The sequence below is a fragment of the Shewanella psychropiezotolerans genome, from assembly GCF_007197555.1.
GTDB classification, from domain to species: domain Bacteria; phylum Pseudomonadota; class Gammaproteobacteria; order Enterobacterales; family Shewanellaceae; genus Shewanella; species Shewanella psychropiezotolerans.
Genome location: NZ_CP041614.1, coordinates 1,669,718 through 1,689,612, shown reverse-complemented (window position 1 = coordinate 1,689,612; position 19,895 = coordinate 1,669,718). Strand labels below are relative to the sequence as shown.

18 protein-coding genes are annotated in these 19,895 nt (G+C 49.1%); 3 read left to right on the top strand and 15 right to left on the bottom strand.

From position 1 onward, the window contains the following. Positions 1–104: 104 nt before the first annotated feature. On the top strand, positions 105–875 hold the full coding sequence (locus FM037_RS07475; RefSeq protein WP_144045480.1) for a TorF family putative porin: 771 nt from the start codon (positions 105–107) through the stop codon (positions 873–875). Here the strand turns inward: FM037_RS07475 and FM037_RS07470 are convergent. The 10 genes from FM037_RS07470 to FM037_RS07425 all read right to left on the bottom strand — a co-directional run bounded on the left by FM037_RS07470 (position 872) and on the right by FM037_RS07425 (position 11,712). Then, entirely contained in the window at positions 872–1,366 is a 495-nt protein-coding gene (locus FM037_RS07470; RefSeq protein WP_144045479.1) for a phosphatidylglycerophosphatase A family protein, read from the bottom strand. The genes FM037_RS07475 and FM037_RS07470 overlap by 4 nt on opposite strands. Continuing rightward, positions 1,366–2,325 carry a thiamine-phosphate kinase gene (thiL, locus tag FM037_RS07465; protein ID WP_144045478.1) on the bottom strand — a complete coding sequence of 320 codons (960 nt, stop codon included), beginning with the start codon at positions 2,323–2,325 and terminating at the stop codon, positions 1,366–1,368. The genes FM037_RS07470 and thiL overlap by 1 nt, the downstream gene beginning before the upstream one ends. 105 nt (positions 2,326–2,430) lie before the next feature. Continuing rightward, positions 2,431–2,835 carry a transcription antitermination factor NusB gene (gene nusB / locus FM037_RS07460; RefSeq protein ID WP_144045477.1) on the bottom strand — a complete coding sequence of 135 codons (405 nt, stop codon included), beginning with the start codon at positions 2,833–2,835 and terminating at the stop codon, positions 2,431–2,433. 8 nt (positions 2,836–2,843) lie between these two features. After that, entirely contained in the window at positions 2,844–3,326 is a 483-nt protein-coding gene (gene ribH, locus FM037_RS07455; RefSeq protein ID WP_144045476.1) for a 6,7-dimethyl-8-ribityllumazine synthase, read from the bottom strand. 123 nt (positions 3,327–3,449) lie between these two features. Beyond that, on the bottom strand, positions 3,450–4,553 hold the full coding sequence (gene ribBA, locus FM037_RS07450) for a bifunctional 3,4-dihydroxy-2-butanone-4-phosphate synthase/GTP cyclohydrolase II (RefSeq protein WP_144045475.1): 1,104 nt from the start codon (positions 4,551–4,553) through the stop codon (positions 3,450–3,452). Between the two features lie 104 nt (positions 4,554–4,657). Then, positions 4,658–5,317: a riboflavin synthase gene (locus tag FM037_RS07445; RefSeq protein WP_144045474.1), complete on the bottom strand. Its 660-nt coding sequence runs from the start codon at positions 5,315–5,317 to the stop codon at positions 4,658–4,660. A gap of 3 nt (positions 5,318–5,320) precedes the next feature. Next, complete coding sequence (gene ribD / locus FM037_RS07440) at positions 5,321–6,463, bottom strand: bifunctional diaminohydroxyphosphoribosylaminopyrimidine deaminase/5-amino-6-(5-phosphoribosylamino)uracil reductase RibD (protein WP_144045473.1); 1,143 nt, start codon at positions 6,461–6,463, stop codon at positions 5,321–5,323. A gap of 57 nt (positions 6,464–6,520) precedes the next feature. Further along, complete coding sequence (nrdR, locus tag FM037_RS07435; RefSeq protein ID WP_144048878.1) at positions 6,521–6,970, bottom strand: transcriptional regulator NrdR; 450 nt, start codon at positions 6,968–6,970, stop codon at positions 6,521–6,523. Positions 6,971–7,087: 117 nt separating this feature from the next. Then, a complete protein-coding gene (gene glyA, locus FM037_RS07430) occupies positions 7,088–8,344 on the bottom strand; it encodes a serine hydroxymethyltransferase (RefSeq protein WP_144045472.1) in 1,257 nt (418 codons plus the stop codon). 578 nt (positions 8,345–8,922) lie between these two features. Then, the gene (locus FM037_RS07425) at positions 8,923–11,712 is read right to left on the bottom strand and encodes a TonB-dependent receptor (protein ID WP_144045471.1); all 2,790 of its coding nucleotides are present in this window, start codon (positions 11,710–11,712) and stop codon (positions 8,923–8,925) included. 224 nt (positions 11,713–11,936) lie between these two features. Between FM037_RS07425 and phnW the strand changes: the two genes are divergently transcribed. Continuing rightward, a complete protein-coding gene (gene phnW / locus FM037_RS07420) occupies positions 11,937–13,058 on the top strand; it encodes a 2-aminoethylphosphonate--pyruvate transaminase (protein ID WP_144045470.1) in 1,122 nt (373 codons plus the stop codon). A 108-nt stretch (positions 13,059–13,166) separates the two neighbouring features. Here the strand turns inward: phnW and FM037_RS07415 are convergent, their stop codons facing one another. The 4 genes from FM037_RS07415 to FM037_RS07400 form a co-directional block, all read right to left on the bottom strand. Continuing rightward, positions 13,167–13,865: a UTRA domain-containing protein gene (locus FM037_RS07415; protein ID WP_144045469.1), complete on the bottom strand. Its 699-nt coding sequence runs from the start codon at positions 13,863–13,865 to the stop codon at positions 13,167–13,169. A gap of 170 nt (positions 13,866–14,035) precedes the next feature. Next, a complete protein-coding gene (locus FM037_RS07410; RefSeq protein ID WP_144045468.1) occupies positions 14,036–15,424 on the bottom strand; it encodes an FAD-dependent oxidoreductase in 1,389 nt (462 codons plus the stop codon). Next, positions 15,425–16,234, bottom strand: coding sequence for a phosphonoacetaldehyde hydrolase (phnX, locus tag FM037_RS07405; RefSeq protein ID WP_144045467.1), 810 nt, complete (start codon positions 16,232–16,234; stop codon positions 15,425–15,427). Positions 16,235–16,284: 50 nt separating this feature from the next. After that, positions 16,285–17,595, bottom strand: coding sequence for a DUF5690 family protein (locus FM037_RS07400; protein WP_144045466.1), 1,311 nt, complete (start codon positions 17,593–17,595; stop codon positions 16,285–16,287). 189 nt (positions 17,596–17,784) lie between these two features. Here FM037_RS07400 and ettA point away from each other — a divergent pair, with 189 nt between their 5' ends. Beyond that, positions 17,785–19,449, top strand: a complete 1,665-nt coding sequence (gene ettA / locus FM037_RS07395; protein ID WP_144045465.1) for an energy-dependent translational throttle protein EttA — start codon at positions 17,785–17,787, stop codon at positions 19,447–19,449. Positions 19,450–19,663: 214 nt separating this feature from the next. On the opposite strand, the gene FM037_RS28490 is transcribed toward ettA, so the two are convergent. Next, a complete protein-coding gene (locus tag FM037_RS28490; RefSeq protein WP_185977104.1) occupies positions 19,664–19,894 on the bottom strand; it encodes a hypothetical protein in 231 nt (76 codons plus the stop codon). Position 19,895 lies beyond the last annotated feature (1 nt).

Here is a 19,895-nt window from a genome sequence, read left to right as displayed (position 1 = left end):
TCATTAAATATTGGATATAGCGCTTCCCTTGGTCTATATTTTCCTTAGAGTCATTAGATGAATGGCTCTAAGGAAACGAGCTAATCGGTAATAAGGCAAGGGATATGAATTATTTACTGAACACATGGAAAAGTGCGGCCAAATACTCTCTCATTGTCGTCATTAAGACGCTTCATTTACTCGCTTATCTGATGCTTTTTTTCACACTCCCCAGCCAGGCGGATGGCAGTTTTTATGGTCATGCGACCGTTACTACAGATCATAGAGCCTATGGGGTGTCTTTGACGCAGACAGATCCAGCCGTACAGGTACTCGCCGGATACGACGTCGGTAATGGATTTTACCTGGGCACCTTCATATCGACATTCAATTTCATCGATGATGCCAGCCCCTATGAGGCTGGAGAAAACCTGGAGACCGATGTTTATGTTGGCTACCGTCATCTATTTAACGAAGAAGTGTATCTATCGGTCACCCTCTACCAATATCTTATTCAGGGCTCCAATGCGGCAGACATCAGTCTGGACTTTACCGAGTTGATGTTTGACCTGTACACCCCTTATGGACAATTCTCTTTTAGCCATACCTTAAATGATATCTTAGGGGACTTGAGTCAAGATAAAGCCTACCGAGTGGAATACAACAAGTCGCTGTCACTGTGGGATACCGGAGTAAGTTTAGATATGCAGCTAGGATGGTGGGACACCGAGGAGGCCCTAGGTGATGCTTATACCTATTTTAACTTAGGCTTAAGCTACCCCATAGGTCCGGTAACCGCGTGTATCACCTACAATGGTACCGATAACGCGGGACAAGACCTGTTTGGTCATATCGCCGACCCCACCTTTTTCGCCAAAGCCACCTGGGTGTTTTAAGCGAAATAGTAAGCTAACACCTGCAGACAAATCAGCGAGAAAATACCTGCCAGCACATCGTCAATCATGATCCCGAAGCCACCTTGTACCTTGGCATCCAGCCAACGAATGGGCCAAGGTTTCAAAATATCGAAGAAGCGAAACAAGGCGAATCCTATGACTAACCAGAGCCAACCCGCAGGCGCGGCAATCATAGTAATGAGTAATCCGGCAATTTCATCCCACACGATAGCACCATGATCGTGAACCCCCATGTCTTTAGCGGCCTTATCACAGATATAAAAACCAGCGAGCACACTCAATAAGGTGAGCGCCAGATACCAAGGTAAGCTAAGGGGTGCCATCAGGAGAAAAAGTGGAATAGCGGCCAAGGTACCGAAGGTCCCCGGCGCTTTTGCCACTAAGCCCGAACCAAACCCAAGCGCTAAAAAGTGAATGGGATTCTTCAGGGAGAGATGAGTTAACGCTTTGTCTTTAGATAATATGTTCATCAGGAGAAATGCTCGAAACCTATGTTGGTGAGATTAAATGGCTCTCCATTGCGTATCAATCTCAGTTGTTTATCTGACGTCACTTGTCCTACCTGGGTAAATTCGACACAGGCATGGGCTAACGCCATCTCCAAAGCGCCTTTTTGCGCCTCTGGAACGGTAAAGAGCAATTCGTAGTCCTCACCGCCAGATAACGCATAGCTTAAGGCTTCTTGCTCAGATACTGAGTCTTTTACGGCCTGGGATAACGGCAATAGATCCACATCGATAACCGCACCGACCTCAGAACGCTTCAGCACATGCAAAATATCCGATGCCAGACCATCGGAGAGATCGATGGCACTCGAGGCCAGGTTTCGCAGTGCTTGCCCCGCCAACACTCTCGGTGTCGGATAATAATGACGATTAATCAGATATTCGTTATATTCGGCATCGACTCGCCGGTTTCCGCGTATCACATCCAGACCCAATGCCGAATCACCTAAGGTGCCAGTGACATAGATCCAGTCACCATTTTTAGCACCACCTCGCGTCAGCGCGGTTCCCGTAGGTACTAATCCGTTGATGGTAATGCTGATTGCACGCGGGCCACGAGTCGTATCTCCACCTATGAGTGACACCCTGTAATACTCGGCGGCATCGAACAAACCGGTACTAAACTGCTCCAGCCAAGTCTCATCCACATCGGGCAAGGTTAATGCCAGTGTCATCCATGCGGGCTCGGCCCCCATGGAAGCAAGATCGGAGAGGTTAACGGCTAAGGATTTATAGCCCAAGGCTTGAGGTGGTATATCGGGATAGAAATGGACATTCTCGACTAAGGTGTCACAAGAGATAGCGATGGATTTATTCGGAGCGACTTGCACCAGAGCACAATCGTCACCTATGCCTAACTCGACATCACGGCGCGTTTGACCACGGCGATTAAAGAAGTGTTCGATTAATTGAAATTCTTTCAAGGATTAGTCTGCCCGTATCTGAGTAAGATAAGTACATCTGATTTTAGGATAAATACTAGGTTCGCGAGGCAAAAAAAATGGCATCCTGAGATGCCGTTTTTCGTATTACTTACGACCCACTATCTTGTCGAGAATACCGTTAACAAACTTATGGCCATCTTCTGCACCAAAGGTCTTTGCCAGTTCGATAGCTTCGTTAATCGCAACCTTATAGGGTACATCCTTGCGGAATGTAAGCTCGTAGGTCGCCATTCTCAGTACCGCTTTCTCGATAGGAGATACTTCGTTAAATGGACGCTCAACATGAGGAATAATTAGTTCATCTATTTGAGCGAGTTTCGTTGCCGTTCCAGTGAATAACTCACGGAAGTATGCGACATCGATACCATCGACTTTTTGCTCTGTAAGAAACTCATGCTCCACATCGGCAATATTATTTCCGCTTAACTGCCAAGAGTAGATGGCTTGTACGGCTAAACGGCGGGCCTTGCGGCGCTCAGAAGGTTTCATCTTTTTTCCTAATCTTGCAACTGCTGTTCTAGTTCTTGCAGCACGTTAATCATTTCAATCAGGCTAAGTGCAGCTTCGCCACCCTTATTGCCCGCTTTAATACCTGATCGCTCAATCGCTTGCTCTGTGGTATCGGTAGTCAACACACCGAATGCAACAGGAACATCGTACTCAAGTGCAACTTGACCTAATCCCTTATTACATACATCTGCAACTAAATCAAAGTGTGGCGTACCGCCACGGATAATTGCACCGAGGGCAATAATGCCATCAAACTTACCACTAGCGGCAACACGACGTGCAGCTAAAGGCAGCTCTACGGCTCCGGGGACTCGTACGACTGTGATGTTATCATCAGCGACTTGACCGAAACGCTTTAGTGTATCAACCGCACCCTCGAGTAAGCTCTCAACAAGAAAACTGTTGAAGCGAGATACTACGATAGCAACCTTGGCGTTTTTCGACTCGATATTACCTTGAACTATGTTCATTTATCTTACCTAAATTAGCTGATTTAACCGGCTCGGACACGGAAGAGGCGGTATGATATCACAGCCCCCTACGTTGTTCTCCATGCAAATCACCAGAATTGATTTAATTTGAACAGATTTTATCTATTCACTTATGTACTCGGTCACTTCTAAGCCAAAACCTGAAAGTGAATGATAACGTTTAGGTGAACTGAGCAGACGCATCTTAGTCACCCCCACATTGGCTAATATCTGCGAGCCGACACCCACTTGACGAGACGTTCCTTGCCACTTTGCCGGAGTGGGCGCTTGGCCACTGTCTTCGAGCTCGAATGCTTTTACTTTGGCAAGAATATCACTGCTGTGTTCCTGGTTACCCAGAAGTACCAGTACTCCGCCTTCATCGGCAATACGTTGCATCGCCTTCTCGAGGGGCCAACTACGCTTCTGATCACGTTCCGAGTGCAACAGGTCATTGAAGGTATTTTGCAGATGCACGCGCACCAGCACTTCATCTTTAACTTCACCCTTGATCAAAACATAGTGGAGCTGATTATCGATAGTGTCTCTGAAAGTCAGCATATCGAACTCGCCGAAACGTGTGGGCAGTTTACACTTAGCCTCACGTACTACGTTGCTCTCTTTGGTATTACGATATTCGATAAGATCGGCGATGGTGCCCATCTTAAGACCATGTTTCTCGGCGAACACCTCAAGATCCGGGCGTCGAGCCATGGTGCCATCGTCATTCAATATTTCGACAATCACAGATGACGCTTCAAAACCTGCCAGCCTGGCTAAATCACAACCCGCCTCGGTATGACCCGCACGAATAAGCACTCCGCCCTCTTTCGCCATCAAGGGAAAGATATGACCCGGCTGCACTATGTCACTGGCCTTAGCCTCTTTTGCGACCGCAGCTTTCACCGTCACCGCTCTGTCTTGCGCCGATATACCGGTAGTCACTCCTTCAGCAGCCTCGATAGACATAGTGAAGTTAGTCGAAAACTGGGCATTATTATTGACGACCATCAAAGGTAAGTTCAGCTGCTGACAACGTGATTGAGTCAATGTCTGACAGATCAATCCGCGGCCGAAGGTCGCCATAAAGTTAATCGCTTGTGCCGTGATCATGTCTGCAGCCATGATCAGATCGCCTTCATTCTCACGATCTTCATCGTCCATCAAGATAACCATTTTACCGAGACGAATATCTTCGATGATCTCTTCTATACTGTGTAACGACATTGTAAGGCCTTAAATTTTATAGTTTCGAGTATCTGGTTTAGGCAAAACCTATGAACCGATATTTTATTATCAATTTAATCTTCTATTCACAGGTATTCTAGTGTCTAACGCAAAAAACCTGAGCGAGCTAACAGATCCATGGTCACATTTGACTCAGGCTGCGTTTCTTTATTGGTATATGTCATCAAACGCTCTAAATGACGGGCAATCAGGTCGACTTCGATATTCACCTTGTCACCCGCCTTGAGACTTTCAAGGGTCGTCTCTGTGGCGGTATGAGGCACAATAGTCAGTCTGAAGCGATTGTCTTGCACCTCATTCACGGTCAGGCTCACCCCATCTATGGTGATCGAGCCTTTGTGGGCGATATAACGGGCCAACTCTGCCGGTGCGCTCAGCCAGAACTCGATGGCCTTACCCCGGTATTGCCTGTCATCCACGGTCGCCACGCCATCAACATGACCGCTAACCATATGTCCACCTAATCGAGTGGTTGGCGTCACGGCTTTTTCAAGGTTAACTCTGGTACCCACCTGGTATTTGGCAAAGCCTGTCAGGCTCACTGTTTCAGCCGAGATATCGGCGACATAACCATCACTGAGGCATTCGACGACGGTCAAACAGACGCCATTGGTGGCTATGCTATCCCCTAGACGCACATCGGACAGGTCGAGTTTATTACTCGCCACGTTGAGGCGAATATCATCACCTAGCCGCTCTATCTTTCTTAAGGTTCCAACTGACTCTATGATCCCGGTAAACATGAATTATGACCTTATTTTTAACGTCAAACGGGTGTCATCACCCAATTTACGTTCATCGATTAATTCGATGGATGGAATGTCTGCCATATCTGTATAGTCAGGCAGAGAGATTAAATTACGTCCGTTCGAGCCTAAAAGCTTCATCGCCTGATAGAGGATTAACTCATCGGCATGATTCTGGCTAATGACACTGCCGGCCAGTGTTGCTCCTGCTTCGATTAACACTGAATTACAGGTTTTACCTAAGTGAGAAAACAGCGCCGTCAACTCGACTCTGCCGTCATCATCTGGGGCCAGTGTGAGCCCGGAGACATGCTTAGGCCAAGCGTCCTGTTCAGCCTGAGGATAATCGACACAAGAAACCAGTAAGATAGGGCTGGTGATAGCAAACAGTTTCGCTGATGATGTGAGTCTGGCGCGGCTGTCGAGTATGACTCTAAGTGGCTGGTGCAATGAGTCTGCATCGACTTGCTGCGATAACAAGCCTAATTCACTGTGACGCACATTGAGGGATGGGTCATCTAACAATACGGTTTCGATGCCAGTCACCAAGGCGCAGCTCCGCGCTCTTAAGCGCTGCACATCACGGCGAGACTCAGGGCCGGAGATCCATTTTGATGCGCCGTTACTCAAGGCCGTCTTGCCATCTAAGCTAGCGGCAAGTTTTACCGTCACCCAAGGAAGCGCGCTTTGCATACGCTTCATAAAGCCAGGATTAATTTGAGCAGCCTCATCACCAAGCAGGCCAACATCGACCTTTATGCCGGCATCCTTGAGCATCTTAATGCCTCGACCCGATACCTGAGGATTGGGATCTTCTACGGCCACCACGACACGGGATATACCGTGTTTAATCAGCGCCTCTGCGCAAGGAGGCGTGCGGCCATAATGGCTACAAGGCTCCAGGGTCACATAAGCTGTCGCGCCCTTTAGATCGGCTAGGCCGCCGGCGCGCTCCGTGGCCATGGCTAAGGCATGCACCTCGGCATGAGGGCCGCCGGCGCGAATATGAAAACCTTCACCGAGGATCTTATCATCTAATGTGATGACGCAACCGACACAGGGATTAGGGCGAGTGGTATATAAACCTCGACGTGCAAGTTTGATTGCACGGCTCATAAATTCAGTATCTTCTATTGACCACATAAGTTCACAGACCAAAAAAGTTTAAAAAATCACTAATCGATGGGATTGAAACTTTATTTACTTCTGCAGCTTGGCGATAGCATCACCAAACTCGGAAACATCTTCGAACGCCCGGTAGACCGAGGCAAAACGGATATAGGCGACCTTATCCAGGCCCACCAGCTGATCCATCATCAAATTGCCGATAAGCTCAGACTTGACCTCACGCTCGCCGGTTGCCCTCAGGGTCGACTTGATCTTAGTCAGGGCTTGCTCTATCTGATCAATAGAGACGGGGCGCTTCTCTACCGCCCTCAGCATGCCGCCCCTGAGTTTCTCTTCATCGAAAGGCTGGCGACTGCCGTCTTGCTTTATCACTCGGGGCATCACAAGTTCGGCACCTTCAAAAGTGGTATATCTCTCGTGACACTGGACGCACTCTCGGCGTCGTCTTACCTGATGTCCGCCGGCCACCAGACGAGAATCGATCACCTTAGTATCGGTTGCGCTACAGAAAGGACAATGCATCGAGCCTCCAAAAATAAGTGAGAAAAAAACTAATGGCATTTTTACTCTAACGAAAAAACCAACAAAAATGGCCGCTAAGTAGCGGCCATCGAAGTTTACCTGAATTAACCTTAAAGGTTAACCGTAAACAGGGAACTTAGCACACAGTTCCAGAACCTGCTTCTTAACACGCTCGATAGTGCCTTCATTAGTGATGTCATCCAACACATCACACATCCAGTTAGTCAGCTCAACTGCTTGCTCTTCCTTGAAGCCGCGGCGAGTGATGGCAGGAGAACCTATACGTAGACCCGAAGTCACAAATGGTGAACGTGGATCGTTTGGTACCGAATTCTTATTCACTGTGATGTTAGCAAGACCCAGCGCCGCATCGGCATCTTTACCCGTCATATCTTTGCTGATCAAATCCAGCAAGAATAGATGGTTATCGGTACCGCCAGAAACCACATCGTAGCCACGCTCGATGAAGGTCTTTGCCATCGCCTTGGCATTAACAACGACTTGCTTCTGATATACAGTAAACTCAGGCTCTAGCGCTTCTTTAAATGCAACCGCTTTAGCAGCGATAACGTGCATCAAAGGACCACCTTGACCACCAGGGAATACCGCAGAGTTTAGCTTCTTGTAGATAGCTTCATCATCGATAGCCGAAAGGATCAAACCACCACGCGGACCGGCTAAGGTCTTATGGGTTGTAGTAGTCACAACGTGAGCGTGTGGGAGAGGATTCGGGTAGATACCCGCAGCAATCAGGCCGGCAACGTGTGCCATATCGACGAACAGGTAAGCACCAACTTTATCGGCAATTTCACGGAACTTGCTCCAGTCGACGATGCCTGAATAAGCACTAAAACCTGCGATGATCATCTTAGGCTTATGCTCGATAGCAAGGCGCTCAACTTCGGCGTAATCTATCTTACCCGTAGTCTCATCGATACCGTATTGAACCGCATTATACAGTTTACCTGAGAAGCTAACGTGTGAACCGTGAGTCAGATGACCACCATGAGCCAGACTCATACCCAGTACAGTGTCGCCGCCTTGAAGCAGAGCCATAAATACTGCGGCATTTGCCTGTGAACCTGAGTGTGGCTGCACGTTGGCATAAGTGGCACCGAAAAGCTCTTTAGCGCGAGAGATAGCCAAGTCTTCTGCGATATCTACATACTCACAACCGCCATAGTAACGCTTACCTGGGTAACCTTCGGCGTACTTGTTGGTTAGCTGAGAACCTTGTGCTTCAAGAACACGAGGACTCGCGTAGTTTTCTGAAGCGATAAGTTCGATATGCTCTTCCTGGCGGCGAGTCTCATCTTCAATCGCTTTGAAAAGTTGTGGATCGTAGTCCGCGATATTCATATCTTTTTTCAGCATTAGTCACTCCAGCTGTCATTTCTTATAGGTAGGGTTGCGCGGTAGTCTACTCTGCTATCGATCACAATCCCAGTATTTACAACATGAAATTCCTTGGCTTTACTCATTAGTTATACTCAATACGCGCGCATCAAGCAGAGATGTTAGTATGATATTTATGCCATATCACAGGCCTAGATTATTCATATCCAAAGACACGAATCTGGATTCCACAGCCCAAACCCGTGCCATTCACGGGTTTATGATTAAGTGTAGAAACTAAGTTTAAAAGCCATAGCTGAAACCTAGCATGCCTCTAACTCCATAATATTCCACTTGTAGCGGCCTGGCTGGCGAGCCTTGCGATTACACAGGATCAGAGGCCCATCGATTAGATTATTCATCTCCACACAGCTTTAGAAACTAAACCTAAAAACTGAATTTAAAAGCCATAGCTGAAACCTAGCATGCCTCTAACTCCATAATATTCCACTTGTAGCGGCCTGGCTGGCGAGCCTTGCGATTACACAGGATCAGAGGCCCATCGATTAGATTATTCATCTCCACACAGCTTTAGAGACTAAACCTAAAAACTGAATTTAAAAGCCATAGCTGAAACCTAGCATGCCTCTAACTCCATAATATTCCACTTGTAGCGGCCTGGCTGGCGAGCCTTGATAATAGGTCAGAGGCTCATCGGTCAAATTATTCATCTCCAGGTATACCGAAGCACGCTTGCTCAGGTTATAGGAGGCCGACATGTCCAGACTTTGGTAGGACCCATAGTAGCGATCAGAATCCGACCTTCTGCCGTGAGACTCGATATATTCTCCCTTGTAATTCATCGCAACACGTAATGAGAAGGTGTCATCGTCATAATAGACAGTCAGGTTATATAGCCTATCGGCCTGACGGGGGATCTTAGTTTTCTCCTCCCGACCCGGCACCGTCATCTCTGAATCCATCAGGGTATAATTGGCCAGTATGCCGAAACTTTCCAGTGAGTCAGAGATGAAATCTAAACTCTGGCTCAGGGATAATTCTGCGCCATACAAGCGAGCATCATCACCATTTTCCGGGCGATTGATTAGCACGCCAGTCTTGCCCTTATATTCCCCTATGCTGGTATGTTCGAAGATGGGATCTTGGATATCTTTGTAGAAGAATCCCGCCGATATCAAGCCCACATTGTCGAAATAATATTCCGCCATCAGATCCAGATTATTGGAATAAGTAGGTTCGAGTTCCGGATTCCCCGTATTGAGCTCATTGTCAGCCTCGAAATAGGTCGACCCCGGAGATAAGGCACCAAAATCGGGACGACTAAAACCCCGGGTCAAGGCGAGTCGATAATTGGTCATCTCATCCGGCGAATATTTAACGTGCAAAGAGGGCAATACAGAAAGATAATCCTTGCCGCCTTTGGATGCCACCAAGGCATCCTCATCGGCAATATAGGTATAGCCCTTCACCTCTGTATCAGTCTGAGTCAGACGCAAGCCCCCCATCACGAACCACATGTCATTAAACTCATAGCTCGCCATGGCGTAGGCAGAAATATGAGTTTCATTGACATCGAAGTGACGTCCCAAGGCGCCGCCATTGGAGACCAGCAGAGATTCACTCTCATCTAAGATGAAGTTATCCCGATTCTGAGTCCAGAAATCGGCCAGTTCAGGCAGTGACGCCACCGGAGAAAATTGCTCATGATAATCACCATTAAGTGCCCCGAGATAATCAGCACCACCGGGCTGACCAGACAGGGGAAAATCACTCAGGGTCGGCACTGGCCCAGCACTGGGGTCCCAGGAGTAAAACTCGTCGGAGAATCGCGCATTACGCTCCTTGTTACGGTACTTAGCCCCTAACTTCAGGTTCAGCTCATAGCTGATATCCTGATTAAAATTTATCTGAGCGACTATCTTGTCTCTCTCTTTGACATTGACCTTGTATAACTCGACCCAAGACAACATAGACTTAGCGGGATCCATGATAAAATCATCTGACAGATGGGTATCTGGCCTGTTAGCGCTATCTTGGCCGCCATCGACCCGATTGTAGGCATTGTTCCCCTCGCCGCGATCTTCCAGCCCGGTATAACCCACATTTTGTTGATCGAAGCGCATCACAAAGTAACTGGCATCATCGCCATTTGGCGTGTCGCCATAACGAAACTCGTTGGTATAGCTCGCCAATTGCCAATCTATGCTCGATGCCTCACCGATAAAATGTTCACCACCAAGCTCGAATCCCGTCATTTCGGTGATCAACTCATTGCTGATATGCTGCACTTCGGCCCTGTCTTTATCGAAACGGTATCTGTGCTTGTAATGCAGTTCATCATCTCTCAGGGAGCCATAAATCATGCTGGCATAGAGCTTACCATCGTCGAGCAGGTACTCGAGTGCACCATTGAAACCATAGGTCTCCCGGGTACCCGTGTAATCTCTCAATTCGAGTCGATAGATCCCACCATCTTGATCTCGTCTGGGTTCATAATTATCCGTGGCCCAGTCTCTCGACCAAATATTGGCATTGATGATAAAGCCAAATTTATCGTCCGCACTGCGATCGCCGTAGAGCAGATTGGCAGTATAATCCAAGCCATCTTGGGCCTGAGCGTGTTGCCCGACTCCGGCTGAGAGGCTAAATGTCTGCTCCTTGGCAGCTTTACGGGTGATAAAATTGACGCTGCCTCCTATGGCATCTCCCTCTATGTCGGGAGTCAGTGCCTTAGTCACCTCTATGTATTCGATCATTTCCGATGGAAAGAAGTCGAATGCCGTCGAGCGACCTGTGGTTTCCTCTTCGGCGGTAGGGATACGATTGCCATTGATGGTGGCACTGTTCCACTCAGATGGCAGTCCGCGTACGGCAACGAAGCGCCCCTCTCCCTGATCTCGCTCGATTGATACACCTGGGATGCGCTGCACCGCTTCGGCGGCATTTCTATCGGGTAACTTACTGATCTCACTTGCTGAAATTACATTGATTATGGTATTGGAGTTTTTCTGGGTGTTGAGTGCCAGCATCTCGCCGCGCTGAATCGCTCCACGCACCTGAATGACCTCTAAGGTGTTACTGTCCAGATTCAGCACTAACTCGCCTAACTCAAGACGTTGCTCACCCTCTATCTTCAGTACCTGCTGGTATTTTTGATAACCCAGATAGGAGATCTCCAGCCGATACTCCCCCTCGGCCAGCTGATTAAGGCTAAAGTCACCGTTATAATCTGTCACGACTCTGATCCCTGTGCCCAGTACCACCACAGTCGCTCCGGCCAGAGCCGACTGATTGTCCTTTACCGTTCCCGTCACCAGGTGAGTCTGCGCCAATACCTGAGGTGAATGGGACAAGATGATGGCCACGACTAATGCTTTGAGCTTCATTGTTATTATCTCCTCGAATTTATTAACTGGTCTAGTCCAAATAAACTGAATAAATCCTAAGCAATATTTCTTACAGGGAGATGAAACAAATGTTAAAACTTGTAATGAATGGGATGAGGATAAGTTAAATCTTGAAGTCGAAGGCAGGTTTAACAGAAATGAAATAATGTGGACTAGACCAGATGCTATATTAAGCATAACTATTACTCTGTCAGGTCTTAACAATGCGACAAAATGAAGCATATCTATTACTCACACCGGGTCCGCTGACCACCTCTAATCGAGTCAAAGCCACCATGCTAAAAGATTGGTGTACCTGGGATGATGAATATAACGCTGGGGTCGTGCAGGATATTCGTCAGCGTCTGGTTGCCATCGCCACCACAGAAAAACACCAACATGACTATACCTGCGTACTCATGCAGGGCAGCGGAACGGCCAGTGTCGAATCTGTGATAGGCACGGCGCTGGGTAACAAGGATAAGCTACTGGTCATCAATAACGGGGCTTATGGTGCCAGGATGACTGAGATAGCCGACTATCTGGGCATAGATAACACTAGCCTAGATTATGTAGAGACTCAGATGCCGACGACGGCCGATCTGGAGCAAATCTTGTCCTCGGATCCAGACATCACCCATGTGGCTCTGGTACATTGTGAGACAACAACAGGCATGCTCAATCCAGTCGAATCCTTAGCTAAGGTAATAAAAAAGCAGGGTAAAGTCCTTATACTCGATGCCATGAGCAGCTTCGGCGGCCTGCCACTAGATGTCGCCGAGTTGGGGGTCGACTTTTTGATAAGCTCGGCCAACAAATGCATTCAAGGGGTGCCGGGATTTGGATTTATCATAGCCAAGACCCGTCAACTCGCCGCCTGTAAAGGCCGTGCCCGTTCGCTGAGTCTGGATCTCTATGCTCAGTGGCGCTGCATGGAAGACAATAACGGCAAATGGCGTTTCACCTCACCGACGCACACGGTGAGAGCCTTTCAACAGGCCTTAAATGAACTGGATGAGGAAGGTGGCGTCCCTGCCCGAGCCAAACGTTACCGTGAAAACCAGGCGCTTCTGGTCTCGGGCATGGAGAGGTTGGGCTTTAAGCCGCTGCTGCCCACCAGACAGCAATCTCCAATCATCAGCTCGTTTCACTCCCCCACACATCCGGGATATTGTTTCAGTGATTTCTATGAGCATTTAAAGCGCCAGGGCTTTGTCATCTATCCAGGCAAGGTATCCAATGCCGATTGTTTTCGCATCGGCAATATTGGGCATATTTTCATTGAAGACATCCAACGCCTACTCGAAGCGATGAAAATCAGCCTGCCGGAACTGGCAAATGCATAAATAAGTGAAGACAGTTCATAACTGGGTGTAGGAGTCATAGTTTGCCTATGGCTCCTACCCTATGGCTGAGAGCAGGATACTGAGTCTTAATTAGAAAGCTAAAAGAGATTAATGACTGGTCACCAACATCTCTATGGCGCCGTGTAACCAGTACTCGACATTAAGATCGATCAAGACGCCCTTCGCATCATAGCGGCGGCGAATAATTTTCAGGCAGGCGGCCCCATTGCCCGTCTCCAGACTGTTGGCAAAGATATCGGGCAGAGCCGTCACAGAAACCAAGCTGGTTTCAGATCTCACATGAATGTGATAGTCACTGGCCATGATCTCTGTGATAGAGGCGTCCAGCGCTTTATTTTCTATGCCGGGAAACATCTCGGTGGCAAAATGGATCTCTTCCAACATCACAGGCCTGCCATCCAAGAAACGGGTGCGCACCAGCTTAGTCAGAGACTGGCCAGCAAACTCCTGCCAATCCAGTCTCGAGTCTGCATCATCATTGAATGGCCCGATAGACAGCACCTGAGTTTTGGGCTCGAAGCCCTGCTCCCGTGCCAGGCCATAGAAATTGACCTTAGTCACTGGGTTCCATTTCAAGCGCTTGGGAGACACGAACCAGCCCTTACGTTGCCGACGATAAATAAGTCCCTCGGACTCCAACCTCAAGAGCGCATCGCGCACCGTGATCCTCGATGATGAGAAGACCTCCACCAGCTCCCGCTCGGAGGGTAACTTGCCGCCGTCACCGAAACTGCCGGCTTGAATCAAATCCTGGATATATTTGGCTATCTTTTGATACAAGAGCATGGCGGTTCACCTCCTTAGGTCATGGTCCCCACATTACGAACATGGAGACATATAAATACAAACGAAGCGCGATAAGCGCTCTGTTAAAAACCAGTAGATTATGCAAGTCTGTGGGGACAAATTCAATTCTGTATATCTAGTTGACTCAAGTCTGGCAATGCAAAACCGATTCAATGATCCGCCTTGCCAGCCGAAGCAGCCAGGTTTGCCACAGCGGTGATCACGCCTGGCACAGATAAATCTTGATCTTGGCGACGCTCCTGATATCGAATCGCGTTACGCACCAGATTAGCCCCAAGATAGCGAAACGGCTCAACGGGAAACAGTCCCCTTGGCCCCGTCACTAAGCCGGAACGCGTCCATGAATTATCCAACCCAAGCACCAAGGAAGATAAAATATCGCCCCCGAGATAGCTCTGCACCACACCGTTGCCCGAATAACCCAGTCCATAGAAAACGTTACTATGCTCGGTTAATCGACCAAAGAAGGGCATGCCGGTCACGGAGCGATCCGATGCGCCGGTCCAACTGCGCGCCAGCGGCAGACGAATACCGGGGAACATCCAGGCCAGTTTATCGGACAATTGTGACGAATAGACACTCGGCTCATCAAAAAAGTTTCTAACCCGATTCCCGAATGAGAAGGTGTTGCCTCCCTTACCTAACATCAATCGACCATCGGGAGTGCTACGATAATAATGCACGAAAGTGCGCGAATCTATCACTGCGGCTCCGTGGTTCAGACCGATTGAGGCCAATGACTCGGGCACAGGTTCGGTGATCACCATATCGGAGGAGACTAAGATTATACTGCGGCGAAGCTCGGGAACCAGCTCAGGCATCCAGGCATTAGTGGCCAAGACTAATGACTTGCAGATAAGCTCGCCCTCGTCGAAATTGAGTCTATTACAGCTACCATAGTCAATGCTATTAACCGAGCTTAGTTCATGGATCTCGACTCCGAGTTTGATTGCGATCCGTCGCAAACCCCTTACCAATTTCCCCGGATGTAAACTGCCAGCGGCTTCTGAGAAGTGCCCCTCCAGATGAACCTCAGAACCCGTTTTCTGCTTGAGTTCCTCCGGCGAACACCTATGCCATGAATTAATATCATGCCGGTTCAATGACTGTAACATTGAGCTCATTCCGCCTAGCTGAGACGGATTCGTGGCGGTATAGAAAGTACCATCGGCTCTAATATCTGCATCGAGACCGTGAGAGAGACAAAAATCCCTGATCTCGCCAACACCAGCTTCAGATGCCTTGACTAAACGTATCGCCTCTTCCAAGCCATAAAGACGACACAGGCTGGGAAACTTACTTGACCAGGTCAACATGGCCCCACCATTGCGACCCGAGGCGCCACTGCCACACAAGTGTTTCTCCACTAGCGTCACCCGTAATTCAGGCCGGGCTAATTTCAGCTTGATACCGGTCCACAGGCCGGTGTAACCGCCACCGACGATAGCCACATCCGAGCTGTGCTCCCCCCTCAGCGCAGTGGGCTGAGTCTTATCGCCCGCCATGGCATCATCAAACCAGAATGCTTGATGACCCATCTAAGGGCGCTCTCCCCTCGCCAATCTGGAATTAATCAGCTGCATAACAGGGACTATGTCGGCTAAGGCATCCACCACATAATGAGCACCTGCCTCATACAAGGTGTCATAGGCAGCTTGAGTCAACTGCTCACGCTGCTCATCACTACATGCCTGCCATTCATCTTCTGTCATGCCTACGGCATTGCCCGTTATTGCTATACCGACAGTCCACATGCCAGCGTTAAGCCCTTCTTCTATGCCAGGCACAGAATCATCGACTTTAACGCAGGCCGCCACAGATTGAATTCCTAAGCGATTAACATTCTCCAACGCCATCCAGGGACCCGGACGCGAACCGGCAGCGAGCTCATCGCTGGCCACTACACAATCCGGCGCATAGCCTAAATCGGCGGCAACGGGAACCAGCACATCCATGACGGCCTTGGGATAACCCGAGCAGCTGCCAATCTTGATGTCCTTACCCTGCATCCAGGCAATGGCAGTCAATGCTCCCTTTATAGGCGCGGCATGCTCGACAACCTTGGCCTGTTGCATGGGCATAAATGTCCGATAGATGAGATCCACATTCTCATGACTCATGGGCTGACCGAATTGCTCTACCCAGCGGCTATTGACGCTGTCCAGTTCCCCCAAGGCACGAATATGATCCCACTTTCCCATCCCCATGGGCACTCTGGCCTCGGCCAGAGTAATTGGGAAATCGAAGGCCTGGGAGAAGGCCTCGACGAAAATAGTCGTGGGAGCAACAGAGCCATAATCGACGACTGTACCGGCCCAATCTAAAATAACTGCTTCTATGTGATTCATATTAAATCCTATGTTGAGAGTGGTGAGGTTAAATTTAAGAGACCCATTTGCTAGATGTGCTGGCCAGCCTTAACCGGCTCAGGTACAAGGCTAGGTCCCCGTAACAAGCTAGAGAAATAGGCCAATGAGGCCAGCACCAGCGTCCCAGCCACGATGGCGACCAGATAAGTGGTATTGATGAAAAATGTCAGCCAGCTCAATTCAGGTGATCCGAAGGTGCGATAGAGTAATATTCCCACGCTGCCCAGATAACCGGCCGAGTCCGATATATAGATGAGAAATCCGGCGTTGGCACTCACGCCGAGGGCGGAGATCATGCGATCGAACAGGAAGCAGTTATAGGGAATATAGGCAATATAGACACCGGCGCCCAAGGCCACCATCCAGGTCTTACCTTGGATCATGCCCGCTTCGAACATCAGGGTAGACAGGCCGAACAGGCAGATCCCCAACAGGATCACCAGATGATTGGCATAAAAGGCCTTCACGTTATTCTTGATCAGTACCATGGCTCCGAGCGCCAACAAGACGATGAAGGCGATACGGATCCCCGTATAAGCAAATATATTCGCCTCTTGGCCGTAACCCAGGGCGGCCCAGATCTCGGCTTCGAAATTATCTCTGAAATCCCTCAAGCCGGTTAACATCATGAAACTCAGCACCAGAAAAGTGATGCCTGGGGCGAAACGGCAGAAGAAGCGCCACCTTTCTTTGCCATTCATAGGCAACCTTTTCTGTCTCAGGGCAATATCCGCTGCCGAAGGGGGCGGCAGCTGACTCAACGCCACCACAGATACCAGCAAGGGCAGGATGAATATGCCACCGGTAAACGCAGGCATCCAGAGCTCGGGCACCCCCATATCGACAATCAGCCATTTGCCTATGGTACGAACCCAACCCGAGGCCACGATAAAAGTCACACTCAGCGCCGCGCCGAGGATCTCCGAGACCCGTCGTCCCTCGAGATAGCTAAACACCAGTCCCCAGATCATTCCAAGAGGTAAGCCGTTAAGGAAGAGTAAAATAAGATTATAAGGAGCGGGCACTAAAGGGAAAATGATCAAGGCCAGCTGAGCGAACATCACCAAGGCGAAGATGCAATAGGCCCGCTGGGACGCCTTCATCTCGGACACCACCTTGATGCCAATAATTTTAGATAACAAATAGCCAAATACCTGAGCCAGCACCAGGGCAACTTTAAAATCTATCTGAAAATCCCAGCCAGTGACTGTTTCATAGGTCGCAGCGGTGAAAGGTTTACGAAAAGCGTACATGCAAAAATAGGTCATAAATGCGGCTGAGGAGGCATACACGATCAGCCAAAATTGAGATTGGTGTAATTTTTCTGTTAGCTTAAACACAACTCACTCCAAGTAGTCGACAACTGGTCTAGTCCAATCCTTAGAGATTAAATGAAGTGTGTGACGCTAATATGTCAGAAGTAAGACAATACGATTGATGAAATAATTCAGGATGAACCACAGTGCATCTGGCGAGTACAGAGCCAATTTAGTACACTGCCTGCAATTTCCGCTTCGCAGAGAACCATTATGGCTCAGTTCGTATATAGCATGCTTAGAGTCGGCAAGATTGTGCCGCCGAAAAAGCAAATTCTTAAAGATATTTCTCTTAGCTTCTTTCCCGGCGCCAAAATCGGTGTCCTGGGCCTCAACGGCTCGGGTAAGTCCACCCTACTTCGTATCATGGCCGGTATCGACACTGAGATTGAAGGCGAAGCACGCCCGATGCAGGATCTTAAAATTGGTTACCTGCCCCAGGAGCCTAAGCTCGATGAATCTCAAACCGTGCGTGAAGCCATCGAGGAAGCGGTTTCTGAAGCTAAGAATGCCCTGACTCGCTTAGATGAAGTCTATGCCCTGTACGCCGAACCCGATGCCGATTTCGATGCCTTGGCCAAAGAGCAAGGTCAACTGGAAGCCATCATACAATCTCAAGATGCCCACAATCTGGATAACATCTTAGAGCGCGCCGCGAATGCTCTGCGTCTTCCCGACTGGGATCAAAAGATTGCAGTGTTATCCGGTGGTGAACGTCGACGCGTCGCCATCTGTCGCCTGCTTCTGGAAAAACCAGACATGTTACTGCTCGATGAGCCAACTAACCACCTGGACGCCGAGTCTGTCGCCTGGCTGGAGCGCTTCCTCAAAGACTACACAGGTACAGTCGTGGCCATCACCCACGATAGATATTTCCTCGATAACGCGGCGGGTTGGATCTTAGAACTGGATCGTGGTGAAGGTATCCCGTGGGAAGGTAACTACTCCTCTTGGCTTGAGCAGAAAGATGCCCGCCTAAAGCAGGAATCCGCCACCCAAAGTGCTCGCCAGAAGACCATAGCCAAGGAACTCGAGTGGGTACGCCAAGGTGCCAAGGGCCGTCAGTCGAAAGGCAAGGCGCGTATGGCACGCTTCGAAGAGCTTAACACCAGCGATTATCAGAAACGTAACGAGACCAATGAGCTGTTCATTCCACCCGGACCGCGTCTGGGAGACAAGGTCATCGAAGTGAAGAACCTGACCAAGTCCTATGGCGATCGTGTACTCATAGATAACTTGAGTTTCTCGGTGCCAAAGGGTGCCATCGTCGGCATTATCGGTGCTAACGGCGCGGGTAAATCTACCCTGTTTAAGATGATCACAGGCGCAGAGCAGCCAGACAGTGGCACAGTGGAAATCGGTGAGAGTGTACAACTGGCTTCTGTAGATCAGTTCCGTGACTCCATGGATGATAAGAAAACCGTCTGGCAGGAGATCTCCGGCGGCCATGACATCATGCGCATCAACAACACAGAGGTTCCGAGCCGCGCCTATGTGGGCCGTTTCAACTTCCGCGGCGGCGATCAGCAGAAGATCATCGGCACCCTATCTGGCGGTGAACGTAACCGAGTACACTTGGCGAAACTTATCCAGTCAGGCGGCAACGTCTTGTTACTCGATGAGCCTACCAACGATCTCGACGTCGAGACCCTACGTGCACTGGAAGAGGCGATACTCGAGTTCCCGGGTTGCGCCATGGTCATCTCTCACGACCGTTGGTTCCTCGATCGCGTCGCCACCCATATCTTAGATTACCGCGACGAAGGTCAGGTGAGTTTCTACGAGGGTAACTACACCGAGTATTCGACTTGGCTCAAAGATACTTATGGTACCGATGTGGTTGAACCACATAGATTGAAGTACAAGCGTATGAGCTAGCTCGTAGCTCGTAGCTCGTAGCTCGTAGCTCGTAGCTCGTAGCTCGTAGCTCGTAGCTCAGCATAATAACTAGCCACCCTTTTTAGGGTGGCTTTTTTTGTTTTTACCAAGTAGGGTTGTTGTTTACTTGTCGGATAACAAGTTTCAAATATCCTTTGAGTTGGGTTCATTGGGCTGGTGTTGGGTTCGCTCACTGAATCATTTTACTTCAATTTTATCTATCACCTGCCGTGGGCTTAAGTACAAACGCTTCTGTGACTCGCTGTAAATATGTCCCTATACGCTCTGCGGTTTCATCCTTGAAACCGAAGGTCACAGCCGCGTTTGCACCTGAGTGTTTACTTCTTCGATTTGAGCTTTTATGTGCAGCTAAACACATTTTGTCGGATAGGCGGCACTTGTTACCAAGTACCGCCCTCCTAAGAACCGGACGTGCAACTTTCACT